The following is a 16,386-nucleotide window of genomic DNA, read 5'->3' as shown; positions in this document are numbered from 1 at the left end:
CCGTCACCCCTGCCGCCAACCCGGAAGCGCCCGCCGCCCGCCCAGAAACCACCGTCAGCAACACCCCTGCCCCGGCCCGCAAACCTGCTCGTAGCGGCAGCAGCCGTCAAAGCAATGTCAAGCGCGTACACCAGGAATCGATCAAGGCCATCGAAACCATCAGCCAGCAGCCGGTCGCCCTGCAAGTAGCCGAAGCACCCCACGGCACCAGCGAAGACAGCACCACGGCCGAACTGCCTGCCAGCTACCCCTACCGCACCCGCCTGCGCCGTACCGAATACGAAAAGATCAAACTGGAACTGCAGATCGAGCTGCTGAAGGTGCAGAACTGGGTCAAGGAAACCGGGCAGAAAATCGTCATCCTGTTTGAAGGGCGCGATGCGGCCGGCAAGGGTGGCACCATCAAGCGCTATATGGAACACCTCAACCCGCGCGGCGCCCGCGTGGTGGCGCTGGAAAAACCGTCCGAGCGCGAACGCACCCAGTGGTATTTCCAGCGTTATATCGAACATCTGCCGGCTTCCGGCGAAATCGTGTTCTTCGACCGCTCCTGGTATAACCGCGCGGGCGTCGAACGGGTCATGGGCTTTTGCAATCCGGATGAATATCTGGAATTCATGCGCCAGACCCCGCAGCTGGAACGCATGCTGGTCAACAGTGGCATCCATCTGTTCAAGTTCTGGTTCTCGGTCAGCCGCGAAGAACAGCTGCGCCGCTTCATCTCGCGCCGCGACGACCCGCTCAAGCACTGGAAACTGTCGCCCATCGACATTCAGTCGCTGGACAAATGGGACGACTACACCGCCGCCAAGCAGGCGATGTTCTTCCATACCAATACCGGCGATGCGCCGTGGGTGGTGGTGAAATCGGACGACAAGAAGCGCGCCCGTCTTAATTGCATCCGCCACTTCCTGGCCAGCCTGGACTACCCCAACAAGGACCTGCGCGTGGCGCATGCGGCCGATCCGCTGATTGTCGGCGCGCCCAAACACATGCAGAACGAGGACGAAGACAAGCTGATGCGCTTCGGCGTCTGAGAGCCTGGGCAGAAGCAGGGGCCAGCATGCGGGCCTCTGCTGGAGCCGGTCGCATCCACGGCCGGCTGCTGTGCTAGAATTCGGCATTGTTCCTGCCGATAGCACTCGATACCTCCATGAAAAAACTGCTCTCCAGCCTTGCCCTGTGCGCATTGCCCTTGCTGGCACACGCCGCACCGGTTGTGGAAATGACCACCAACAAAGGCGTGATCGAAATCACCCTGGATTCGGCCAAAGCGCCCAAGACCGTGGCCAACTTCGTGAGTTATGCCAAGGCTGGCTTCTACAATGGTACGGTGTTTCACCGCATCATCGACGGTTTCATGATCCAGGGTGGCGGCTTTGACGGCAAACTGGAACAAAAGAAAACCAACGCACCCATTCCGAATGAAGCCGCCAACGGCCTGAAAAACACCATCGGCAGCATTGCCATGGCACGCACGGCTGATCCCAACTCGGCCACGGCGCAGTTTTTCATCAATGTAGCCAATAATGAATTCCTTGATTACAAGAACCCGACACCGCAAGGCATCGGCTATGCCGTGTTCGGCAAGGTGAGCAAGGGGATGGATGTGGTCAACCGCATTGCCAAAACCCACACCGGCAGCATGAAAGGCATGGACGACGTGCCATTCGAGCCCATCGTGATCCAGAAGGTGGTAGTCAAGCCCTGACCCGCCGCCAGTCGGTCCGGCAGGTCCGGGCCGCACACCACCACATCAGCAAGCATTCGCTTCAGACACAAGGATGACCCTCATGATCAAACTGACCACCAATTTTGGCGAAATCGTGCTGGAACTGTTCAGCGACAAGGCTCCGGTTACCGCAGCCAACTTTGAAGAATACGTCAAGAGCGGCCACTACGATGGCACCATCTTCCATCGCGTCATCAACGGTTTCATGATTCAGGGCGGCGGTTTTGATGCCGACATGAAGCAAAAAGACACCCGCGATCCGATCAAGAACGAAGCCAACAACGGTATCTCCAACAAGGCCTATACCGTTGCCATGGCCCGTACCATGGACCCGCACTCCGCTTCGGCACAGTTCTTCATCAACGTGGCCGACAACGACTTCCTGGATTTCAAGTCCGAAACCACCCAGGGCTGGGGCTATGCCGTGTTCGGTCAGGTAGTGGAAGGCCAGGACGTGGTTGACCGCATCAAGACCGTACGCACCGGTCGCAGCGGCGGCCATCAGGACGTACCGGCAGAAGCCGTTGTCCTGGAAAAAGCCGAGATCATCTGATCCGCCGGCCCGGCTCCAGCGCCGGGCTTTGCCACACCAGCCAGCCGCCGCAAGGCAGCTGGCTTTGCTTTAGCCACCCGCCCTTCATTTATCGCTGCCTACCCACCATGAGCCATCACTTCATCTCCGACCTGCACCTGAGCGAAGACACCCCGGCACTCTGCCAGCTGTTTGTAGACACCTTGCAGCAATGGCAAGGACAGATCGACGGCCTGTTCATTCTGGGTGACTTGTTCGAATACTGGGTGGGTGATGACGATGACTCAGCCTTTCTTGAGGCCATGCTGGGTGCGATGCAGCAGTTCTCCCGCCACACCCCGCTCTACGTGATGCGTGGCAACCGCGATTTCCTGCTGGGCGATGGCTTTGTCCAACGCTCCGGCGCCGCACTGCTGGAAGACCCTTACCTGCTGCAAGCCTATGGCCGGCCTTATCTGCTCAGCCATGGCGATGCCCTGTGCACGGCTGATACCACCTATCAGCAATTCCGCGCCATGAGCCGCAATCCGGCCTGGCAAGCCGCCATGCTGGCCAGACCGCTGGCCGAGCGCCACGCCATTGCCGCGCAGGCCCGCATGCAGAGTGAGGCCGCCAAGCAGCAGCAAGGCCTGAGCGCCATTACCGACGTTACCGACAGCGCCGTGCTGGAACTGCTGGAGCAGTACGACTGGCCAACGCTGATCCACGGCCATACCCACCGTCCGGCCACCCACAGCCACCAGCAAGGCAGCCGCCAGGCCGAACGCTGGGTCATCCGCGACTGGCACGGTGCGCAGGGTGGCTATCTGCGCCTGGATGCGTCCGGTCTCACGGCACTGCCGCTGGGCTAACCGCCGCTACTAACAAAAAATGGCCGTGGCGTTGCACCTGCCGGCATTACCCTTTTGTACTAGCTGCATCGGCGCGCCTAGCCCCAGGGCCACTACGCTATTTTGTCAGCGGCGCCAAGCATCGGGGTAACAACCCACGGCAAGCCTTGCTGCTATTCACCCCACTCACTCAGCATTTCCCGCCGACCCACACCTTCTCCAAGGGTAAACCCGCAAGGGCAAGCCCTAAATGACGACTTGCGGCGCAATCACTACAGTTGCGCCATCCGCCACCAGTACAAAAACAGGCGGAACGCTCGATAACGGGTCCGTCCGCCGCGACGCGCAGCCCGATCAACGCCAACAATCATTGGAGAGAACCATTATGTGGTCCCACGTCTATGACCCACTGGGCAACCCGTGGCTGTCTACGCTGTGCGCAGCGCTGCCGGTCATCGTGCTGCTGGGCGCACTCGGCATTTTTCATATCAAGGCACACATCGCCGCCCTGATGGGTTTGATCACCTCGCTGGTGGTCGCCATCGGCATCTTCGGCATGCCGGGCAGCATGGCAGTCAGCGCCACCCTGATGGGCGCTGCCAATGGCCTGCTGCCGATTGGCTGGATCATTCTCAACGTGATCTTCCTGTACCAGCTGACCGAGCGCAAAGGCCAGTTTGCCATCCTGCGCGAAAGCATCACGGGCGTCACGCAAGACCGTCGCCTGCAACTGCTGCTGATCGCCTTCTGCTTTGGTGCCTTCTTTGAAGGTGCCGGTGGCTTCGGCACCCCGGTTGCAGTAACCGGTGCCATGCTGATCGGCCTGGGCTTCTCGCCGCTGGCTGCATCCGGCCTGTCGCTGATCGCCAATACTGCCCCGGTTGCCTACGGTGCGCTGGGCACTCCGATCACCACCCTGGCCAAGGTCACCGGCATCGATGTGATGCTGATTTCCTCCATGGTGGGTCGCCAGATGACCATCTTCGCCATCATCGTGCCGTTCTGGCTGCTGATTGCCTTCTGCGGCTGGAAAAACACCATGCGCATCTGGCCGGCCGTACTGGTGGCCGGCCTGTCCTTCGCCATTCCGCAACTGCTTGTATCCAACCTCATGGGTCCGGAACTGGTGGCTGTCATCGCCTCGGTCTGCTCTATCGCTGCACTGGTGTTCTTCCTCAAGGTGTGGCATCCGAAAGAGGTTTACACCTCTACCGCCGGCACCATGGCTGGCGCTGCAGCCGAAGCCGCTGGCAACACCGGCCTGCAGCCCAAGCATGGCTACTCCACCGGCGACGTGATCCGCGCCTGGCTGCCCTGGCTGATCCTGTCGGTACTGGTATTTGCCTGGGGCTCGCCCAGCGTGAAAAAGCTGCTGGACTCCATTTTCACTCTGGATATCCAGTGGCCGGGCCTGCACAATCTGGTGCAGAAAATGCCGCCGGTAGTGGCCAAACCGCACCTGGAAGCCGCCATCTACAAGCTGAACCTGCTGTCCACCACCGGTACCGGCATCCTGGTAGCTGGCATCCTGTCCGGCCTGATCATGGGCTACCGCCCGAGCGAACTGGTGAAGGTATACGGTCAGACTTTCTGGTCGCTACGCTACTCGCTGATCACCATCGTGGCCATGCTGGCACTGGGCTACCTCACCCGCTACTCCGGCGTGGACATCACCCTGGGTCTGGCTTTCTCGCACACCGGCGTGCTCTACCCCTTCTTCGGCACCCTGCTGGGCTGGCTGGGCGTGGCGCTGACCGGCTCCGACACCGCTGCCAACGTGCTGTTCGGTGGTCTGCAAAAGGCATCGGCCACCCAGCTGGGCCTGTCGCCGGTGCTGATGACCTCCGCCAACTCGGCTGGTGGTGTGATGGGCAAGATGATCGACGCACAGTCCATCGTGGTCGCCTCCACCGCCACCCAGTACTACGGCAAGGAAGGCGTGATCCTGCGCTATGTGTTCTTCCATTCGCTGGCCCTGGCCTGCCTGGTCGGCTTGGTCGTCACCGCCATGGCCTACCTGCCGCCGTTCACCTTGTTAGTACTGCACTAAACGCATGTATAAGCATTGAAAAAAGCTCCCGCTCGGGAGCTTTTTTCTTTTCTGCCGGAGGCAATACCCTATCGGTCAACTTGAACAGCTGACGCTGATTTGCTGCGCCCAGGCAGGGGGCTCGGCGGCATAAGCCTGGTATTGCGGCTGTTCGTCAAAGGGGTGACTCAGGCAATCATGCAGGCTGGCAATCTGGGAAAAATCTCCCTGTTGCGCAGCTTGTATCGCCAGCTCGGCCAGGTAATTACGCAGGATGTATTTGGGATTGGCCGCCAGCATGGCCAGCTTGCGCTCTGCCGCAGAGCGTGTTTCCAGCTGCAGACGCGCGGCGTAGCGCGTGGCCCAGTCATCAAACAGACTGCGGTCCAGAAACATATCGCGCAAGGCGTGGTTTTCACCCGCCATATCAAAATCCGCCAGCCTGCGAAAAAACACGGTGTAGTCGGTATGGTGGGCATGCATGGCCAGCAGCAGTGCTTCGATCAAGGCCTCATCGCCCTCTTGTTCCACCAGCAGACCTAGCTTGTTGCGCATCAATATCAACCAGTATTGCGAGTACTGCTCCCGATAACCGGAGAGTGCCTCCACCAATTGCTCTTCGCTTACCAGCGGCAAGAAGGCCGATGCCAGACAATGAAGGTTCCACAGACCCACTTGCGGTTGCTGATTGTAGGCATAGCGTCCGGCATGGTCGCTGTGGTTGCACACATGTGCGGCATTGAAACCATCCATGAAGCCGAAAGGGCCGTAATCCAGCGTCAGCCCCAGGATGGACATATTGTCGGTATTCATCACGCCATGACAGAAGCCCACAGCTTGCCAGTGGGCAAGCAACTGCGCCGTTCTGGCGACAATATCGGCAAAAAGCGCCGCATAGGGCTGATCGGCCTGGGCGCAGTGCGTGTAATGGTGGCGGATGACAAAATCGGCCAGCTGCCGGATTTCATCATGTTGTCCACGGTGATAAAACACCTCGAAACTGCCAAAGCGGATGAAGCTTTCTGCCAGGCGCGTCAACACTGCTGCCGTTTCCGGGCGCTCACGGTAGACCGGGTCGGGCGAGCCGGTCATGGCCAGGGCTCGGGTGGTGGGGATGCCCAGTCCATGCATGGCTTCACTGCACAGATATTCGCGAATGGTGGAGCGCAGCACGGCGCGGCCATCGCCCATGCGCGAGAACGGGGTCAGACCGGCACCCTTGAGCTGCCACTCCCAGCGCCGCCCTTCGCGATCCACCGTGTCGCCCAGCGACAAGGCGCGACCATCGCCGAGCTGGGGAACATACACACCAAACTGATGACCAGCGTAAAGCGCCGCCAGTGCAGACACACCCGGGACAAACTGCTTGCCGGACAACAAGGCCAGACTGGCGGGCTGGGACAGCTCAGCGGCAGTGATGCCCAATGTGGCGCACAAGCTGGCATTGCCGGCCACCAGATAGGGATCATTAAGCGGCTGGGGCTGGATATGCCGGTAGAAGACTGGCGGCAACTCCAGCAGGCGTTGACCAAAGGTCAGGGAGGGAAATGGGCTCATGGCCCGATTCTAGTCGCCCGCCTGGCAGATAAACACCAGCGGATGATCAGGGTTTTTGTTGCTTCCACACCCGGCGCATGTCGCGGGCGGCATTGAGTGAGGCCGATGAAAAACTGGTGGCGGCAAAATGTCCGACCTGGCGACTCATCTTGCTGACGGCGCTACCGGAGCTCTGCCCCAGTTGCAGCGCTTGTTTCATCACGGCGTAGGAAGGGTGCTGGCCGGATTGCTCCAGTTGCCGTAGCAGATGCTTGTGCATTTCATTCAGCGATTTTTCCGCCGCCAGCATCAGGTCACGCTGATTGTCCGCCTGGGCCTGCAACAGCGATACCCCGCTGAGCAGGCTGCCATCGATACGGTTTTGCACATCGCCCTCGGCCAGCGGATAGGCTGGCAGCCAGGCTGCCGTCCAGCTCAGACAGGCATCCTGCTGCGCATCCAGCAGTCGGCGCTGACTCAGCTCCATGGCACTCAGGTAGCGCTGAAAAGCGCTGGCAAACCACTCGTAAGCCATGGATATTCCTCTTTGGTCGCTGCGGGTTAGTGTGCCACATCCGGGCTGAGCGCCCAGACGCGTATCAATTCCTGCAGCAAGGCTTCCAGAATCGGATCGCCCACCCGGTCGGACGGATAGACAAACTGCAGCTCGGCCAGTTTGCGCACCGCCGGCACAACCGTCAATCGTCCGGCGGCTTCCCACTCCAGCGCTTCCTCTTCACGCGCCAGTGCCACGCCCACACCGCAGGCTACCAGTTCCAGCACGGCCGCCAGATTGTCGCTTTCGGTGACCTTCTTCGGGGAAATATTGAGTTCACGCCACAGTTCGGCAGTGATCTTGGACAGGCTGGAGAATTGCGACAGCCCCACCCAGGGCAGCCGCCCCAGCTCCTTGGTATTGTTCAGATCGATACGGTTTTTCCAGCCATTGGGCAGCACGATGCGGAAAGGCAGATTGGTGAGCAGCACGGTATTGACGTTTACATAGGGGTTCTTCCCCAGATAAAAGCCGGCATCCAGCTCCTTCTTGCGCACCAGGTTAAGTACTTCGCCGGTAACCCCGTGTTGCAGCCGCAGGTCCAGCAGCGGGTATTTTTCCACCAGTGCCGCCACCCATTCGCCGGCTTTCAGCGTGGCCGGGGTCAGCGTCAGTCCAATCAAGGCCTTGCCTCCGGTCTGTCCTTTCAAGCCTTTGGCGTGATTGATGATTTCGCGCGCCGAGGCCAGGATGGACTGCGCTTGTGGCAGCAATTCCTGTCCGGCACGTGTCATGGTGACACCGCCGGCTGTTCGTTCGAACAAGGGCATGCCCACTTCTTCTTCCAGCGCCTTGATCTGTGCCGTGACCGCCGGCTGGGATAAATGCAGCAATTCTGCAGCCTGAGTCAGATGGCCCTGCTGAGCCACGGTGACAAAGGTCCTCAACTGATAGATTTCCATGTACGACCTGTTCTCTCTGCCTGTAGCAAGGTGACTACATTTTCCTGTTTTCCGGATCTTATCTTTGCCAACATTTTGGCGTCATTACGGTCATTACCACAAGAATTTCACGGTATTTTTGCAAAAAAACCCGCATCAACAACGTGGTGAATGGAGTAAAAATACCACCGCAAACATATGATTAATATAGTTTTTTGCAATGCAACATCCGTCTGACAAATTTTATTAATCAAAAAAAGCGATTAGCAGGAGCAGCCCGTCGTCCCTTATGTTTCGAACAGCGATCAGACGATCGTTACGACAAAGGAGGATGCAATGAACGAGGACGTACTCAAGAAAGTACAGTCCAACCCGAAGTTCAAAGAGCTTGTTCACAAGAAGACAAGCCTGGGTTGGCAGCTCAGCATCGTGATGCTGGTGATTTACTACGGCTTCACCTTGGTGCTGGCCTTTTCCCCGTCTACCCTGGGTGCCCCGCTGGCACCTGGCATGACCATGACTGTAGGCATCCCGGTAGGGATCCTGATCATTCTTTCCGCCTTCGTGCTGACCGGCCTGTACGTGCGTAAAGCCAACGGTGAGTTTGACCAGCTCAACCGCGAGATCGTCGAGGAGGCACAAAAATGAAAAAATGCACTGGCTCTCTCGCTCTGACAGCGTTGTCGCTTTTCCCGGTACTGGCTTTTGCTTCCGGTGCCATCGAAGGTGATGTGAAGCAACAGGCCACCAACTGGCACGCCATCATCATGTTTGTGGTGTTCGTGGCCTTCACCATGGGCATCACCTACTGGGCAGCCCGTCGCACCCGCTCCGCCTCCGACTTCTACACTGCCGGCGGCGGCATCAGTGGTTTCCAGAATGGCCTGGCGATTGCTGGCGACTACATGTCGGCAGCATCCTTCCTGGGTATTTCCGCCATGGTGTTCGACAAGGGCTATGACGGTCTGATCTACTCCATCGGCTTCCTGGTTGGCTGGCCGGTCATCCTGTTCCTGGTGGCGGAACGCCTGCGTAACCTGGGCAAGTACACCTTTGCCGACGTCGCATCTTATCGCCTGCAACAGACTCCGGTACGCAGCTTTGCTGCCACCTCTACCCTGATGGTAGTGGCCATGTACCTGATCGCGCAGATGGTGGGTGCCGGCAAGCTGATTCAGCTGCTGTTCGGCATGAGCTACTCCTCAGCCGTGATCATGGTGGGCATCCTGATGGTGTGCTACGTGCTGTTTGGCGGCATGCTGGCTACCACCTGGGTACAGATCATCAAGGCCGTACTGCTGCTGTGTGGTGCCTCGTTCATGGCCTTCATGGTGCTGTCCACCGTAGGTTTCAGCCCGGAAATGATGTTCGAGAAAGCCGTCGCCGCCCACGCCAAGCACGCAGCCATCATGTCTCCGGGCAAGGCGGATCCGGTGGATTCCATCTCGCTGGGCATGGCCTTGATGTTTGGTACGGCAGGTCTGCCGCACATCCTGATGCGCTTCTTTACCGTGTCTGATGCCAAGGAAGCCCGCAAGTCGGTGTTCTACGCCACCGGTTTCATCGGCTACTTCTACATCCTGACCTTCATCATCGGCTTTGGCGCAATCATGCTGGTACTGAACCAACCGGGCATGATGGAAACCGTGACCAAGAATGGCAAAGAAGTACACCAGCTGATCGGTGGCAGCAATATGGCCGCCATCCATCTGGCCAATGCCGTTGGTGGTGACATGTTCCTCGGCTTCATCTCGGCCGTTGCCTTTGCAACCATCCTGGCCGTTGTAGCAGGTTTGGCCCTGTCCGGTGCCTCCGCCGTCTCGCACGACCTGTACGCCTCCGTCATCATGAAGGGCAAGGCCAACGAAGCTGACGAAATCCGCGTATCCAAGATCACCACCGTCGTGCTTGGCATCATTGCCATCGTGCTGGGTCTGGTGTTCGAGAAGCAAAACATCGCCTTCATGGTGGGTCTGGCCTTCTCCATCGCGGCTTCCGCCAACTTCCCGATTCTGTTCCTGTCGATGTTCTGGAAGGGTCTGACCACTCGCGGCGCGGTAATCGGTGGCTTTGTCGGCCTGGCCTCGGCCATCCTGCTGATTGTGCTGGGACCGACCGTCTGGGTTGACATCATGAAGCACCCGACCGCCCTGTTCCCGTACAAGAACCCGGCCATCTTCTCCATCACCCTGGCTTTCGTCAGCACCTGGCTGTTCTCGGTTACTGACAAATCCCGCTCGGCTGAAGAAGAAAAAGCCAAGTTCGATGCCCAGTTTGTCCGTTCCATGACCGGTATCGGCGCAACCGGCGCTTCCAAGCACTAATCGTTTCACCTGGGGCCGCATCCTGCGGGATGCGGCTACAGCACTACAAGACTTACAAGGAGAAGGTAATGTCCACTCTCGAATCCATTCTGAAGGAAACCCGTAGTTTTCCGCCGTCCGACGACTTCCGCCACAAGGCGACCGTGTCGGGCATGGAGGCCTACAACGCACTGTGCGAACAGGCCGACGACAGCTACCTGTCCTTCTGGGGTGATCTGGCCCGCGAGCTGATTACCTGGAAAAAGCCGTTTTCCCGGGTTCTGGATGACAGCAATGCCCCCTTCTTCAAGTGGTTTGACGATGGCGTGCTGAACGTTTCCTATAACTGCCTCGACCGCCACCTGCCGCTGAACGCCAACAAGATCGCCCTGATCTTTGAAGCAGATGATGGCGAAGTGACCCGTGTCACCTATTCCGAACTGCACCGTCGCGTCTGCCAGTTTGCCAATGGCCTGAAGAGCCTGGGCATTGCCAAGGGCGACCGTGTGGTCATCTATATGCCGATGGTGATTGAAGCCATCGTTGCCATGCAGGCTTGCGCCCGTATCGGTGCCATCCACTCGGTCGTGTTCGGCGGCTTCTCCGCCGGTGCCGTGCGTGACCGCGTTCAGGATGCTGGCGCCAAGCTGGTGATTACCGCCAATGAAGGCCTGCGTGGTGGCAAGACCGTGCCGCTGAAGGCCACCGTTGACGAAGCCCTGGCACTGGAAGGCTGCGAATCGGTACAAAACGTAGTGGTTTACCAGCGCACCAATGGTGGCGCACAGTGGACCGAAGGCCGCGATATCTGGTGGCACAAGCTGGTAGAAGGCCAGGCCGAAGCCTGCGAACCGGAATGGATGCTGGCGGACGATCCGCTGTTCATTCTGTACACCTCCGGCTCCACCGGCAAACCGAAAGGCATCCAGCACAGCAGCGCCGGCTATCTCTTGGGCGCCATCAACAGCTTCCGCTGGGCCTTCGACTACAAACCGAATGATGTGTACTGGTGCACCGCCGACGTGGGCTGGATCACCGGTCACTCCTATATCTGCTACGGCCCGCTGGGTATCGGTGCCACCCAGGTGGTATTCGAAGGTGTACCCACCTACCCGGATGCCGGCCGTTTCTGGCGCATGATCGAGCAGCACAAGGTCAGCATCTTCTATACCGCACCGACCGCCATCCGTTCGCTGATCAAGCTGGGCAACGACCTGCCCAAACAATACGACCTGTCCAGCCTGCGCCTCCTGGGCACGGTGGGCGAGCCGATCAACCCGGAAGCCTGGATGTGGTACTACGAAGTGGTGGGTGGTGGCCGCTGCCCCATCGTGGATACCTGGTGGCAGACTGAAACCGGCTCGGCCATGATCGCGCCGATTCCGGGTGCGGTACCGACCAAGCCGGGTTCTTGCACCCTGCCGCTGCCGGGCATCATTGCTGACATCGTGGACGAATCCGGTGCCCAGGTAGAACCTGGCCGTGGTGGTTTCCTGGTGATCAAGAAGCCCTTCCCGTCCCTGGTACGCACTATCTGGAACGACCCGGACCGCTTCAAGAAAACCTACTTCCCGGACGAATTCAACGGCCAGTACTACCTGGCGGGCGACTCGGCCAACCGTGACGAAAACGGCTACTTCTGGATTATGGGCCGTATCGACGATGTGCTGAACGTATCCGGCCACCGTCTGGGCACCATGGAAATCGAATCGGCGCTGGTAGCCAATCCGCTGGTGGCCGAAGCCGCCGTGGTCGGCAAGCCGCACGAGGTGAAGGGTGAAGCCGTGGTGGCCTTCGTGGTTCTGAAGGGTGCCCGTCCGGAGGGGGATGACGCCAAGAAGATTGCGGCCGAGCTGAAAAACTGGGTGGCCCATGAAATCGGCAAGATCGCCCAGCCGGATGACATCCGCTTTGGCGAAAACCTGCCCAAAACCCGCTCCGGCAAGATCATGCGCCGCCTGCTGCGCTCGATTGCCAAGGGCGAGGAAATCACCCAGGACGTTTCCACGCTGGAAAACCCGCAGATTCTGAGCCAACTGCAGAATCCGCTGTAAACAGACTGTTTCAGGAGCACACTGACCTTGCGCCCGGTGATTTCACCGGGCATTTTTTTGTCTGCGCAGCGAGCAGCCGCAGGACAAATCTCGCGGCGGTCACCGCCGACATACCCGGCTCAGTACAGATAGATACCCTGAGGCTGCGGCGCAGTAACCGGCATCGGCCGCCCTTGCATCTCGCGCACTGCCAGCTCGATGGTGTGGCACAGCGCAGCCAGCGGCAGATCATTACCCTCGCGGCCAAATGGCTCTTCCAGCTCTTCGCCAATCACTTCCAGTGCCAGATAGGTATAGGCAATGAACACGGCTATCGGCGGCGTCAGCCAGCCTATGCTGCTGACCAAGCCCATCGGCAATAACAAGCTGTAAATGGTGACCGTGCGGTTCAACAAGACCCGGTATGTGTAGGGAATGGGCGTGCTGCCGATGCGTTCGCAGCCCCCCAACACCTCCGACATGGTATTCAGCTTTTGATCCAGCGCCTGCCATTGCCATTCACTGATGACGCCCTCGGCCTGTAGCTGCAGGATCAGCTGGCCCAAGCGGCGCAGAATGATGGCAGGGCGAAAACGCGCACCATCCACTTCGTCAAGCAGGTCGGCCGGCAGCAAGCGCTGCATGTGGTCGCACTCCGGTTCCTCGCGCAATTGCGCCTTCAGGGCATAGGCAAAGGCACAAATCAGGTCCAGCACCTGTGCTACTTGTGGATGCTGCGGTGCGGCTGCCAGCACCTGCCGGGCAATGGAACGATTCACTACCAGCAAGCCCCCCCACAGCTTGCGCGCCTCCCAGAAACGCTCGTAGCTGACCGAATTGCGAAAACCCAGGAAAATCGCCAGCGATACCCCGAGCAGGGTAAAGGTGGGAATGCTCAAGGCCGAATCACCATGGCTGCTCAGCCACCAATGCCGGGCAGCCGCCGCCAGCAAGGCAATCAGAAACACCAGCAGCAAGCGCGACAGAATGCGCGGCAAAACCGAGCCATTCCACACAAACAGCAAACGAAACCAGGGCACCGGAGAACGGACAATCATGGGCAAATATCAATCAGAGGCTGAGATTTTGGCATGATAAGACATTGCCGTTTTTGTTGCAGTGCAAAATAACAGCAGCATCATCCGGACTTGCACCACTCCCGCCATGATCTACAGTGGATTGATGGAATCCATGTCCCCCACCCTGCTGGCACTGACGCTGGGCCTGGCGCTGCATGTCGGCACCGCGCAGGCTGCCGCCATCACCATCGCCTGCGAAGACAATCTGCCACCCTTTTCCAGCGGCCCCAGTGGCCAGGAACACGGCATCGTGGTGGAAATCATTCGCCAGATCACCCAGGATCTCGGCCTGAGCGATGCCATTCACCTGTTTCCCTGGAGCCGGGTCTATGCCATGGGCCAAAACCAGCCCAATACCCTGGTCTGCGCCATGGCGCGCACGCCGGAACGGGAAAACCTGTTCCAGTGGGTGGGCGAAGTGATTCACTCGCCGCCGGTATTGCTGATGCTGGCCGACAATCGCCAGCATCTGCCCACTGATGGCCGGCTGGACGACTACCGCCGCTACACCATCGGCGTGCTGCGTGGTTCTTATCAGGAAAAATACCTGTTGGCGCATGGATTTACCGCACTGGAGCCCTTTGCCAGCTACACCCAGGGCTATCAGATGCTGCGCGCCGGGCGGATTGACCTGTGGGCTGCCAATCAGCTGACCGCCATTTCCACCGTGCGCCAGCTGCAGGATGACCCCGCCCGCCTGCTGCAAACCGCCTTTGTCTTCCGCGAATTGCCACAGGGCATGTCCATGGCCTTCAGCCTCGGCACACCGCGCGCCACGGTAGATGCCTTCCGCAAAGCACTGGAGGCCATCAAGCGTGATGGCCGCTATCAGAAAATCCTCAGCCAGAACGGCTAGACAGTCCGGCCCTGGCGGCCGCTTACTGCTGCAGCCCGGTCGATGGGCGGATTTCCCCAATACCGGGCAGGCACGCCGCTCACTATATTAAGGCTGCCATCTCGGCCCAGCCCTCACCGGAGCCTTACCATGCCAACCCCCTTTCCGGCCGACTGGCAGGCCCTGCTCCAGCACGAACCCTTTGCCGCCATGCCCGCTGAGCAGCTTGCGCTGCTGGCCGGACAGGCGCGCCGCCAGCACTATCCGCGTGGAGCCAGCCTCACCAGTCCGCAAGCTGGCCCCGCCAGTCAGTTGTTCATCGTGCTGGAAGGCCAGGTGCTGGCCGAAGACATCTACAGCGGCCAGGCCTTTGCCTTGCTGGGTCAGGGTGAAATGTTTCCACTGGGTGCCTTGCTGGCGCAGCGCCCGGTCACCAATCACTACCGCGCCGATAGCGACTGCATGGTATTGCAGCTGCCACTGACTGCCTTTGTCGCCCTGTGCCAGCAGTCGGCCGCCTTCCAGCTATTCTGCACCCAGCGGCTGGCCAACCTGCTGTCACGCGCCCGGCAACTGCACCCGGCAGCGCTGGGTGGGCAGGGGCTGAGCCTGCACACCCCGCTTGCTGCGGTGATCCAGAGGCCGGCCGTCTGCTGCCGCCCGGAAACCACGCTGCGCCCCTTGCTGCAACTGATGCAACAGGAAGGGGTGGGCTCGGTGGTCATCACCAGTCCCGAACAGCGCCTGCTCGGCCTGTTCACCCTGCGCGACCTGCTGGACGCCCATCTGGCCGGCCACGGAGACGATACCCCGGTACAGCAGCTGATGCGCCAGCCCAGCTGCCTGCTGCCACCCAGTGCCCTGGCCAGCGAAGCCATGCTGGCCCTGGTCCAGAGTGGTGAACGCCATGTGATGGTGTGTGAAGGCATGACCCTGGTGGGCATCGTGTCCGAGCATGATCTGTACCGCCTGTCACGGCTGGACATGAAGGAAATGCTGCAACGCCTGAGCCGCTGCGACAGCACCGCAGCCCTGTCCGGTGTGGCGGCGACCTTCCGGCGCCAGGTACTGGCGCTGTTCCAGCAGGGTATGGATGCCAATGCCACCACCCGCCTGCTCAGTCTGTTCAATGATCAGTTGCTGACCCGGCTATGCCAGCTGCACTTGAATGCAGCCGGGCAGGAGGAGGTGGAAATCTGCTGGCTGCAACTGGGCAGCAGCGGTCGCCAGGAAAACACCCTGAGCTCGGATCAGGACAGCGCACTGGTTTTCCGCTGCAACAATGCCTTGCGCCAGCAACAACTGGCCCAGCAACTGCCGGCTATCGCCCAGCGCATCAACTCGGCACTGAGCGCCTGTGGCATTCCGCTGTGCCGCAACGGGCTGATGGCGGGTAAACCCAGTCACTGCCTGTCCTACGCCGACTGGAGCGACACCGTGATCCAGCAGTTGCAGAACGCGGCGCCGGATGCCGGGCATATCGGCCTTTATCTGGACCTGCGCCCGGCCTGGGGTCAGCACAAACTGGGGCTGGAACTGGCCGGACAACTGCGCCAGGTAGCCAGTCAGCCGGCCGTGCTGAGTGCACTCAGCCGCAGTGCCCGCCGCTATCAGCCGCCACTGGGCTGGAGCGGACGCCTGCAGACTGACCAGAATGAACAACTCGACCTGAAAGCCGCCGTTGACTTTTTCGTCGACGCCGCCCGCATTCTGGCCTTGCATGCCGGCTCGGCCGCCAGCCGCACCAGCGAACGCTTTGCTGCCGCAGCCGGCTTGCCCGGCCTGTCCGCCAGCGCCTGCCAGTCGTTTGCCGACAGCGCACAATTCCTGCAAGAGCTGCGCCTGCGCCACCAACTGGCCTGTCAGGAGGCAGCTGCCCGGCTGGACAATCTGATCCGCCCGGCCGAGCTGGGCGCGCTGGATGCGCGCATCCTGAAAGAAACCCTGCGCCAGGCACGCAAGCTGCACGCCTGGCTGGCACAGTATCTGCCCTGATCCGGCAGGCAAAGCCGCCCCGCCCTCTTGGTAGCAAGGTTGTGG

14 protein-coding genes are annotated in these 16,386 nt (G+C 60.0%); 10 read left to right on the top strand and 4 right to left on the bottom strand.

What is annotated here, in order from left to right:
- Window positions 1–179: 179 nt before the first annotated feature.
- The 5 genes from ppk2 (at window position 180) to EAY64_RS00815 (ending at window position 5,144) form a co-directional block, all read left to right on the top strand.
- Window positions 180–1,037: a polyphosphate kinase 2 gene (gene ppk2, locus EAY64_RS00835; RefSeq protein WP_199106464.1), complete on the top strand. Its 858-nt coding sequence runs from the start codon at window positions 180–182 to the stop codon at window positions 1,035–1,037.
- 116 nt (window positions 1,038–1,153) lie between these two features.
- Window positions 1,154–1,711, top strand: a complete 558-nt coding sequence (locus EAY64_RS00830) for a peptidylprolyl isomerase (RefSeq protein ID WP_059286320.1) — start codon at window positions 1,154–1,156, stop codon at window positions 1,709–1,711.
- 82 nt (window positions 1,712–1,793) lie between these two features.
- Window positions 1,794–2,285, top strand: coding sequence for a peptidylprolyl isomerase (locus tag EAY64_RS00825; protein ID WP_103522890.1), 492 nt, complete (start codon window positions 1,794–1,796; stop codon window positions 2,283–2,285).
- Window positions 2,286–2,392: 107 nt separating this feature from the next.
- Window positions 2,393–3,115, top strand: a complete 723-nt coding sequence (locus EAY64_RS00820) for a UDP-2,3-diacylglucosamine diphosphatase (protein ID WP_103522889.1) — start codon at window positions 2,393–2,395, stop codon at window positions 3,113–3,115.
- Between the two features lie 364 nt (window positions 3,116–3,479).
- On the top strand, window positions 3,480–5,144 hold the full coding sequence (locus EAY64_RS00815) for an L-lactate permease (RefSeq protein WP_103522888.1): 1,665 nt from the start codon (window positions 3,480–3,482) through the stop codon (window positions 5,142–5,144).
- 75 nt (window positions 5,145–5,219) lie between these two features.
- On the opposite strand, the gene EAY64_RS00810 is transcribed toward EAY64_RS00815, so the two are convergent.
- Genes EAY64_RS00810 through EAY64_RS00800 form a run of 3 tightly spaced genes read right to left on the bottom strand, consistent with a single transcriptional unit; the run spans window position 5,220 to window position 8,117 of the window.
- The gene (locus EAY64_RS00810) at window positions 5,220–6,680 is read right to left on the bottom strand and encodes a protein adenylyltransferase SelO (RefSeq protein WP_103522887.1); all 1,461 of its coding nucleotides are present in this window, start codon (window positions 6,678–6,680) and stop codon (window positions 5,220–5,222) included.
- A 46-nt stretch (window positions 6,681–6,726) separates the two neighbouring features.
- A complete protein-coding gene (locus EAY64_RS00805) occupies window positions 6,727–7,194 on the bottom strand; it encodes a hypothetical protein (protein ID WP_103522886.1) in 468 nt (155 codons plus the stop codon).
- A gap of 26 nt (window positions 7,195–7,220) precedes the next feature.
- Window positions 7,221–8,117, bottom strand: coding sequence for a LysR family transcriptional regulator (locus EAY64_RS00800; protein ID WP_103522885.1), 897 nt, complete (start codon window positions 8,115–8,117; stop codon window positions 7,221–7,223).
- 315 nt (window positions 8,118–8,432) lie between these two features.
- Here EAY64_RS00800 and EAY64_RS00795 point away from each other — a divergent pair, with 315 nt between their 5' ends.
- The 3 genes from EAY64_RS00795 to acs all read left to right on the top strand — a co-directional run bounded on the left by EAY64_RS00795 (window position 8,433) and on the right by acs (window position 12,453).
- Window positions 8,433–8,744, top strand: a complete 312-nt coding sequence (locus tag EAY64_RS00795; RefSeq protein ID WP_103522884.1) for a DUF485 domain-containing protein — start codon at window positions 8,433–8,435, stop codon at window positions 8,742–8,744.
- On the top strand, window positions 8,741–10,420 hold the full coding sequence (locus EAY64_RS00790) for a cation acetate symporter (RefSeq protein ID WP_103522883.1): 1,680 nt from the start codon (window positions 8,741–8,743) through the stop codon (window positions 10,418–10,420). Before EAY64_RS00795 ends, EAY64_RS00790 begins: the two co-directional genes overlap by 4 nt.
- A gap of 68 nt (window positions 10,421–10,488) precedes the next feature.
- Entirely contained in the window at window positions 10,489–12,453 is a 1,965-nt protein-coding gene (gene acs / locus EAY64_RS00785; protein ID WP_103522882.1) for an acetate--CoA ligase, read from the top strand.
- Between the two features lie 119 nt (window positions 12,454–12,572).
- Here acs and EAY64_RS00780 read toward each other — a convergent pair whose 3' ends face one another.
- Window positions 12,573–13,490 (bottom strand): bestrophin family protein, encoded by a 918-nt coding sequence (locus tag EAY64_RS00780; RefSeq protein WP_103522881.1) that lies wholly within the window; start codon window positions 13,488–13,490, stop codon window positions 12,573–12,575.
- A gap of 133 nt (window positions 13,491–13,623) precedes the next feature.
- Here EAY64_RS00780 and EAY64_RS00775 point away from each other — a divergent pair, with 133 nt between their 5' ends.
- Window positions 13,624–14,367 (top strand): substrate-binding periplasmic protein, encoded by a 744-nt coding sequence (locus EAY64_RS00775; protein WP_158604588.1) that lies wholly within the window; start codon window positions 13,624–13,626, stop codon window positions 14,365–14,367.
- A gap of 129 nt (window positions 14,368–14,496) precedes the next feature.
- Window positions 14,497–16,341, top strand: a complete 1,845-nt coding sequence (locus tag EAY64_RS00770) for a DUF294 nucleotidyltransferase-like domain-containing protein (protein ID WP_158604587.1) — start codon at window positions 14,497–14,499, stop codon at window positions 16,339–16,341.
- Window positions 16,342–16,386 lie beyond the last annotated feature (45 nt).

Source organism: Aquitalea palustris (genome assembly GCF_003693445.1).
Taxonomy (GTDB): domain Bacteria; phylum Pseudomonadota; class Gammaproteobacteria; order Burkholderiales; family Chromobacteriaceae; genus Aquitalea; species Aquitalea palustris.
This window is presented reverse-complemented; position numbering and strand designations above follow the sequence as displayed.

Bases quoted from the DNA above. Each gene is read 5' to 3' on its own strand.
- EAY64_RS00830 (WP_059286320.1), top strand. From the start codon at position 1,154: ATGAAAAAACTGCTCTCCAGCCTTGCCCTGTGCGCATTGCCCTTGCTG.
- EAY64_RS00825 (WP_103522890.1), top strand. From the start codon at position 1,794: ATGATCAAACTGACCACCAATTTTGGCGAAATCGTGCTGGAACTGTTC.
- EAY64_RS00820 (WP_103522889.1), top strand. From the start codon at position 2,393: ATGAGCCATCACTTCATCTCCGACCTGCACCTGAGCGAAGACACCCCG.
- EAY64_RS00815 (WP_103522888.1), top strand. From the start codon at position 3,480: ATGTGGTCCCACGTCTATGACCCACTGGGCAACCCGTGGCTGTCTACG.
- EAY64_RS00810 (WP_103522887.1), bottom strand. From the start codon at position 6,680: ATGAGCCCATTTCCCTCCCTGACCTTTGGTCAACGCCTGCTGGAGTTG.
- EAY64_RS00805 (WP_103522886.1), bottom strand. From the start codon at position 7,194: ATGGCTTACGAGTGGTTTGCCAGCGCTTTTCAGCGCTACCTGAGTGCC.
- EAY64_RS00800 (WP_103522885.1), bottom strand. From the start codon at position 8,117: ATGGAAATCTATCAGTTGAGGACCTTTGTCACCGTGGCTCAGCAGGGC.
- EAY64_RS00795 (WP_103522884.1), top strand. From the start codon at position 8,433: ATGAACGAGGACGTACTCAAGAAAGTACAGTCCAACCCGAAGTTCAAA.
- EAY64_RS00790 (WP_103522883.1), top strand. From the start codon at position 8,741: ATGAAAAAATGCACTGGCTCTCTCGCTCTGACAGCGTTGTCGCTTTTC.
- acs (WP_103522882.1), top strand. From the start codon at position 10,489: ATGTCCACTCTCGAATCCATTCTGAAGGAAACCCGTAGTTTTCCGCCG.
- EAY64_RS00780 (WP_103522881.1), bottom strand. From the start codon at position 13,490: ATGATTGTCCGTTCTCCGGTGCCCTGGTTTCGTTTGCTGTTTGTGTGG.
- EAY64_RS00775 (WP_158604588.1), top strand. From the start codon at position 13,624: ATGTCCCCCACCCTGCTGGCACTGACGCTGGGCCTGGCGCTGCATGTC.
- EAY64_RS00770 (WP_158604587.1), top strand. From the start codon at position 14,497: ATGCCAACCCCCTTTCCGGCCGACTGGCAGGCCCTGCTCCAGCACGAA.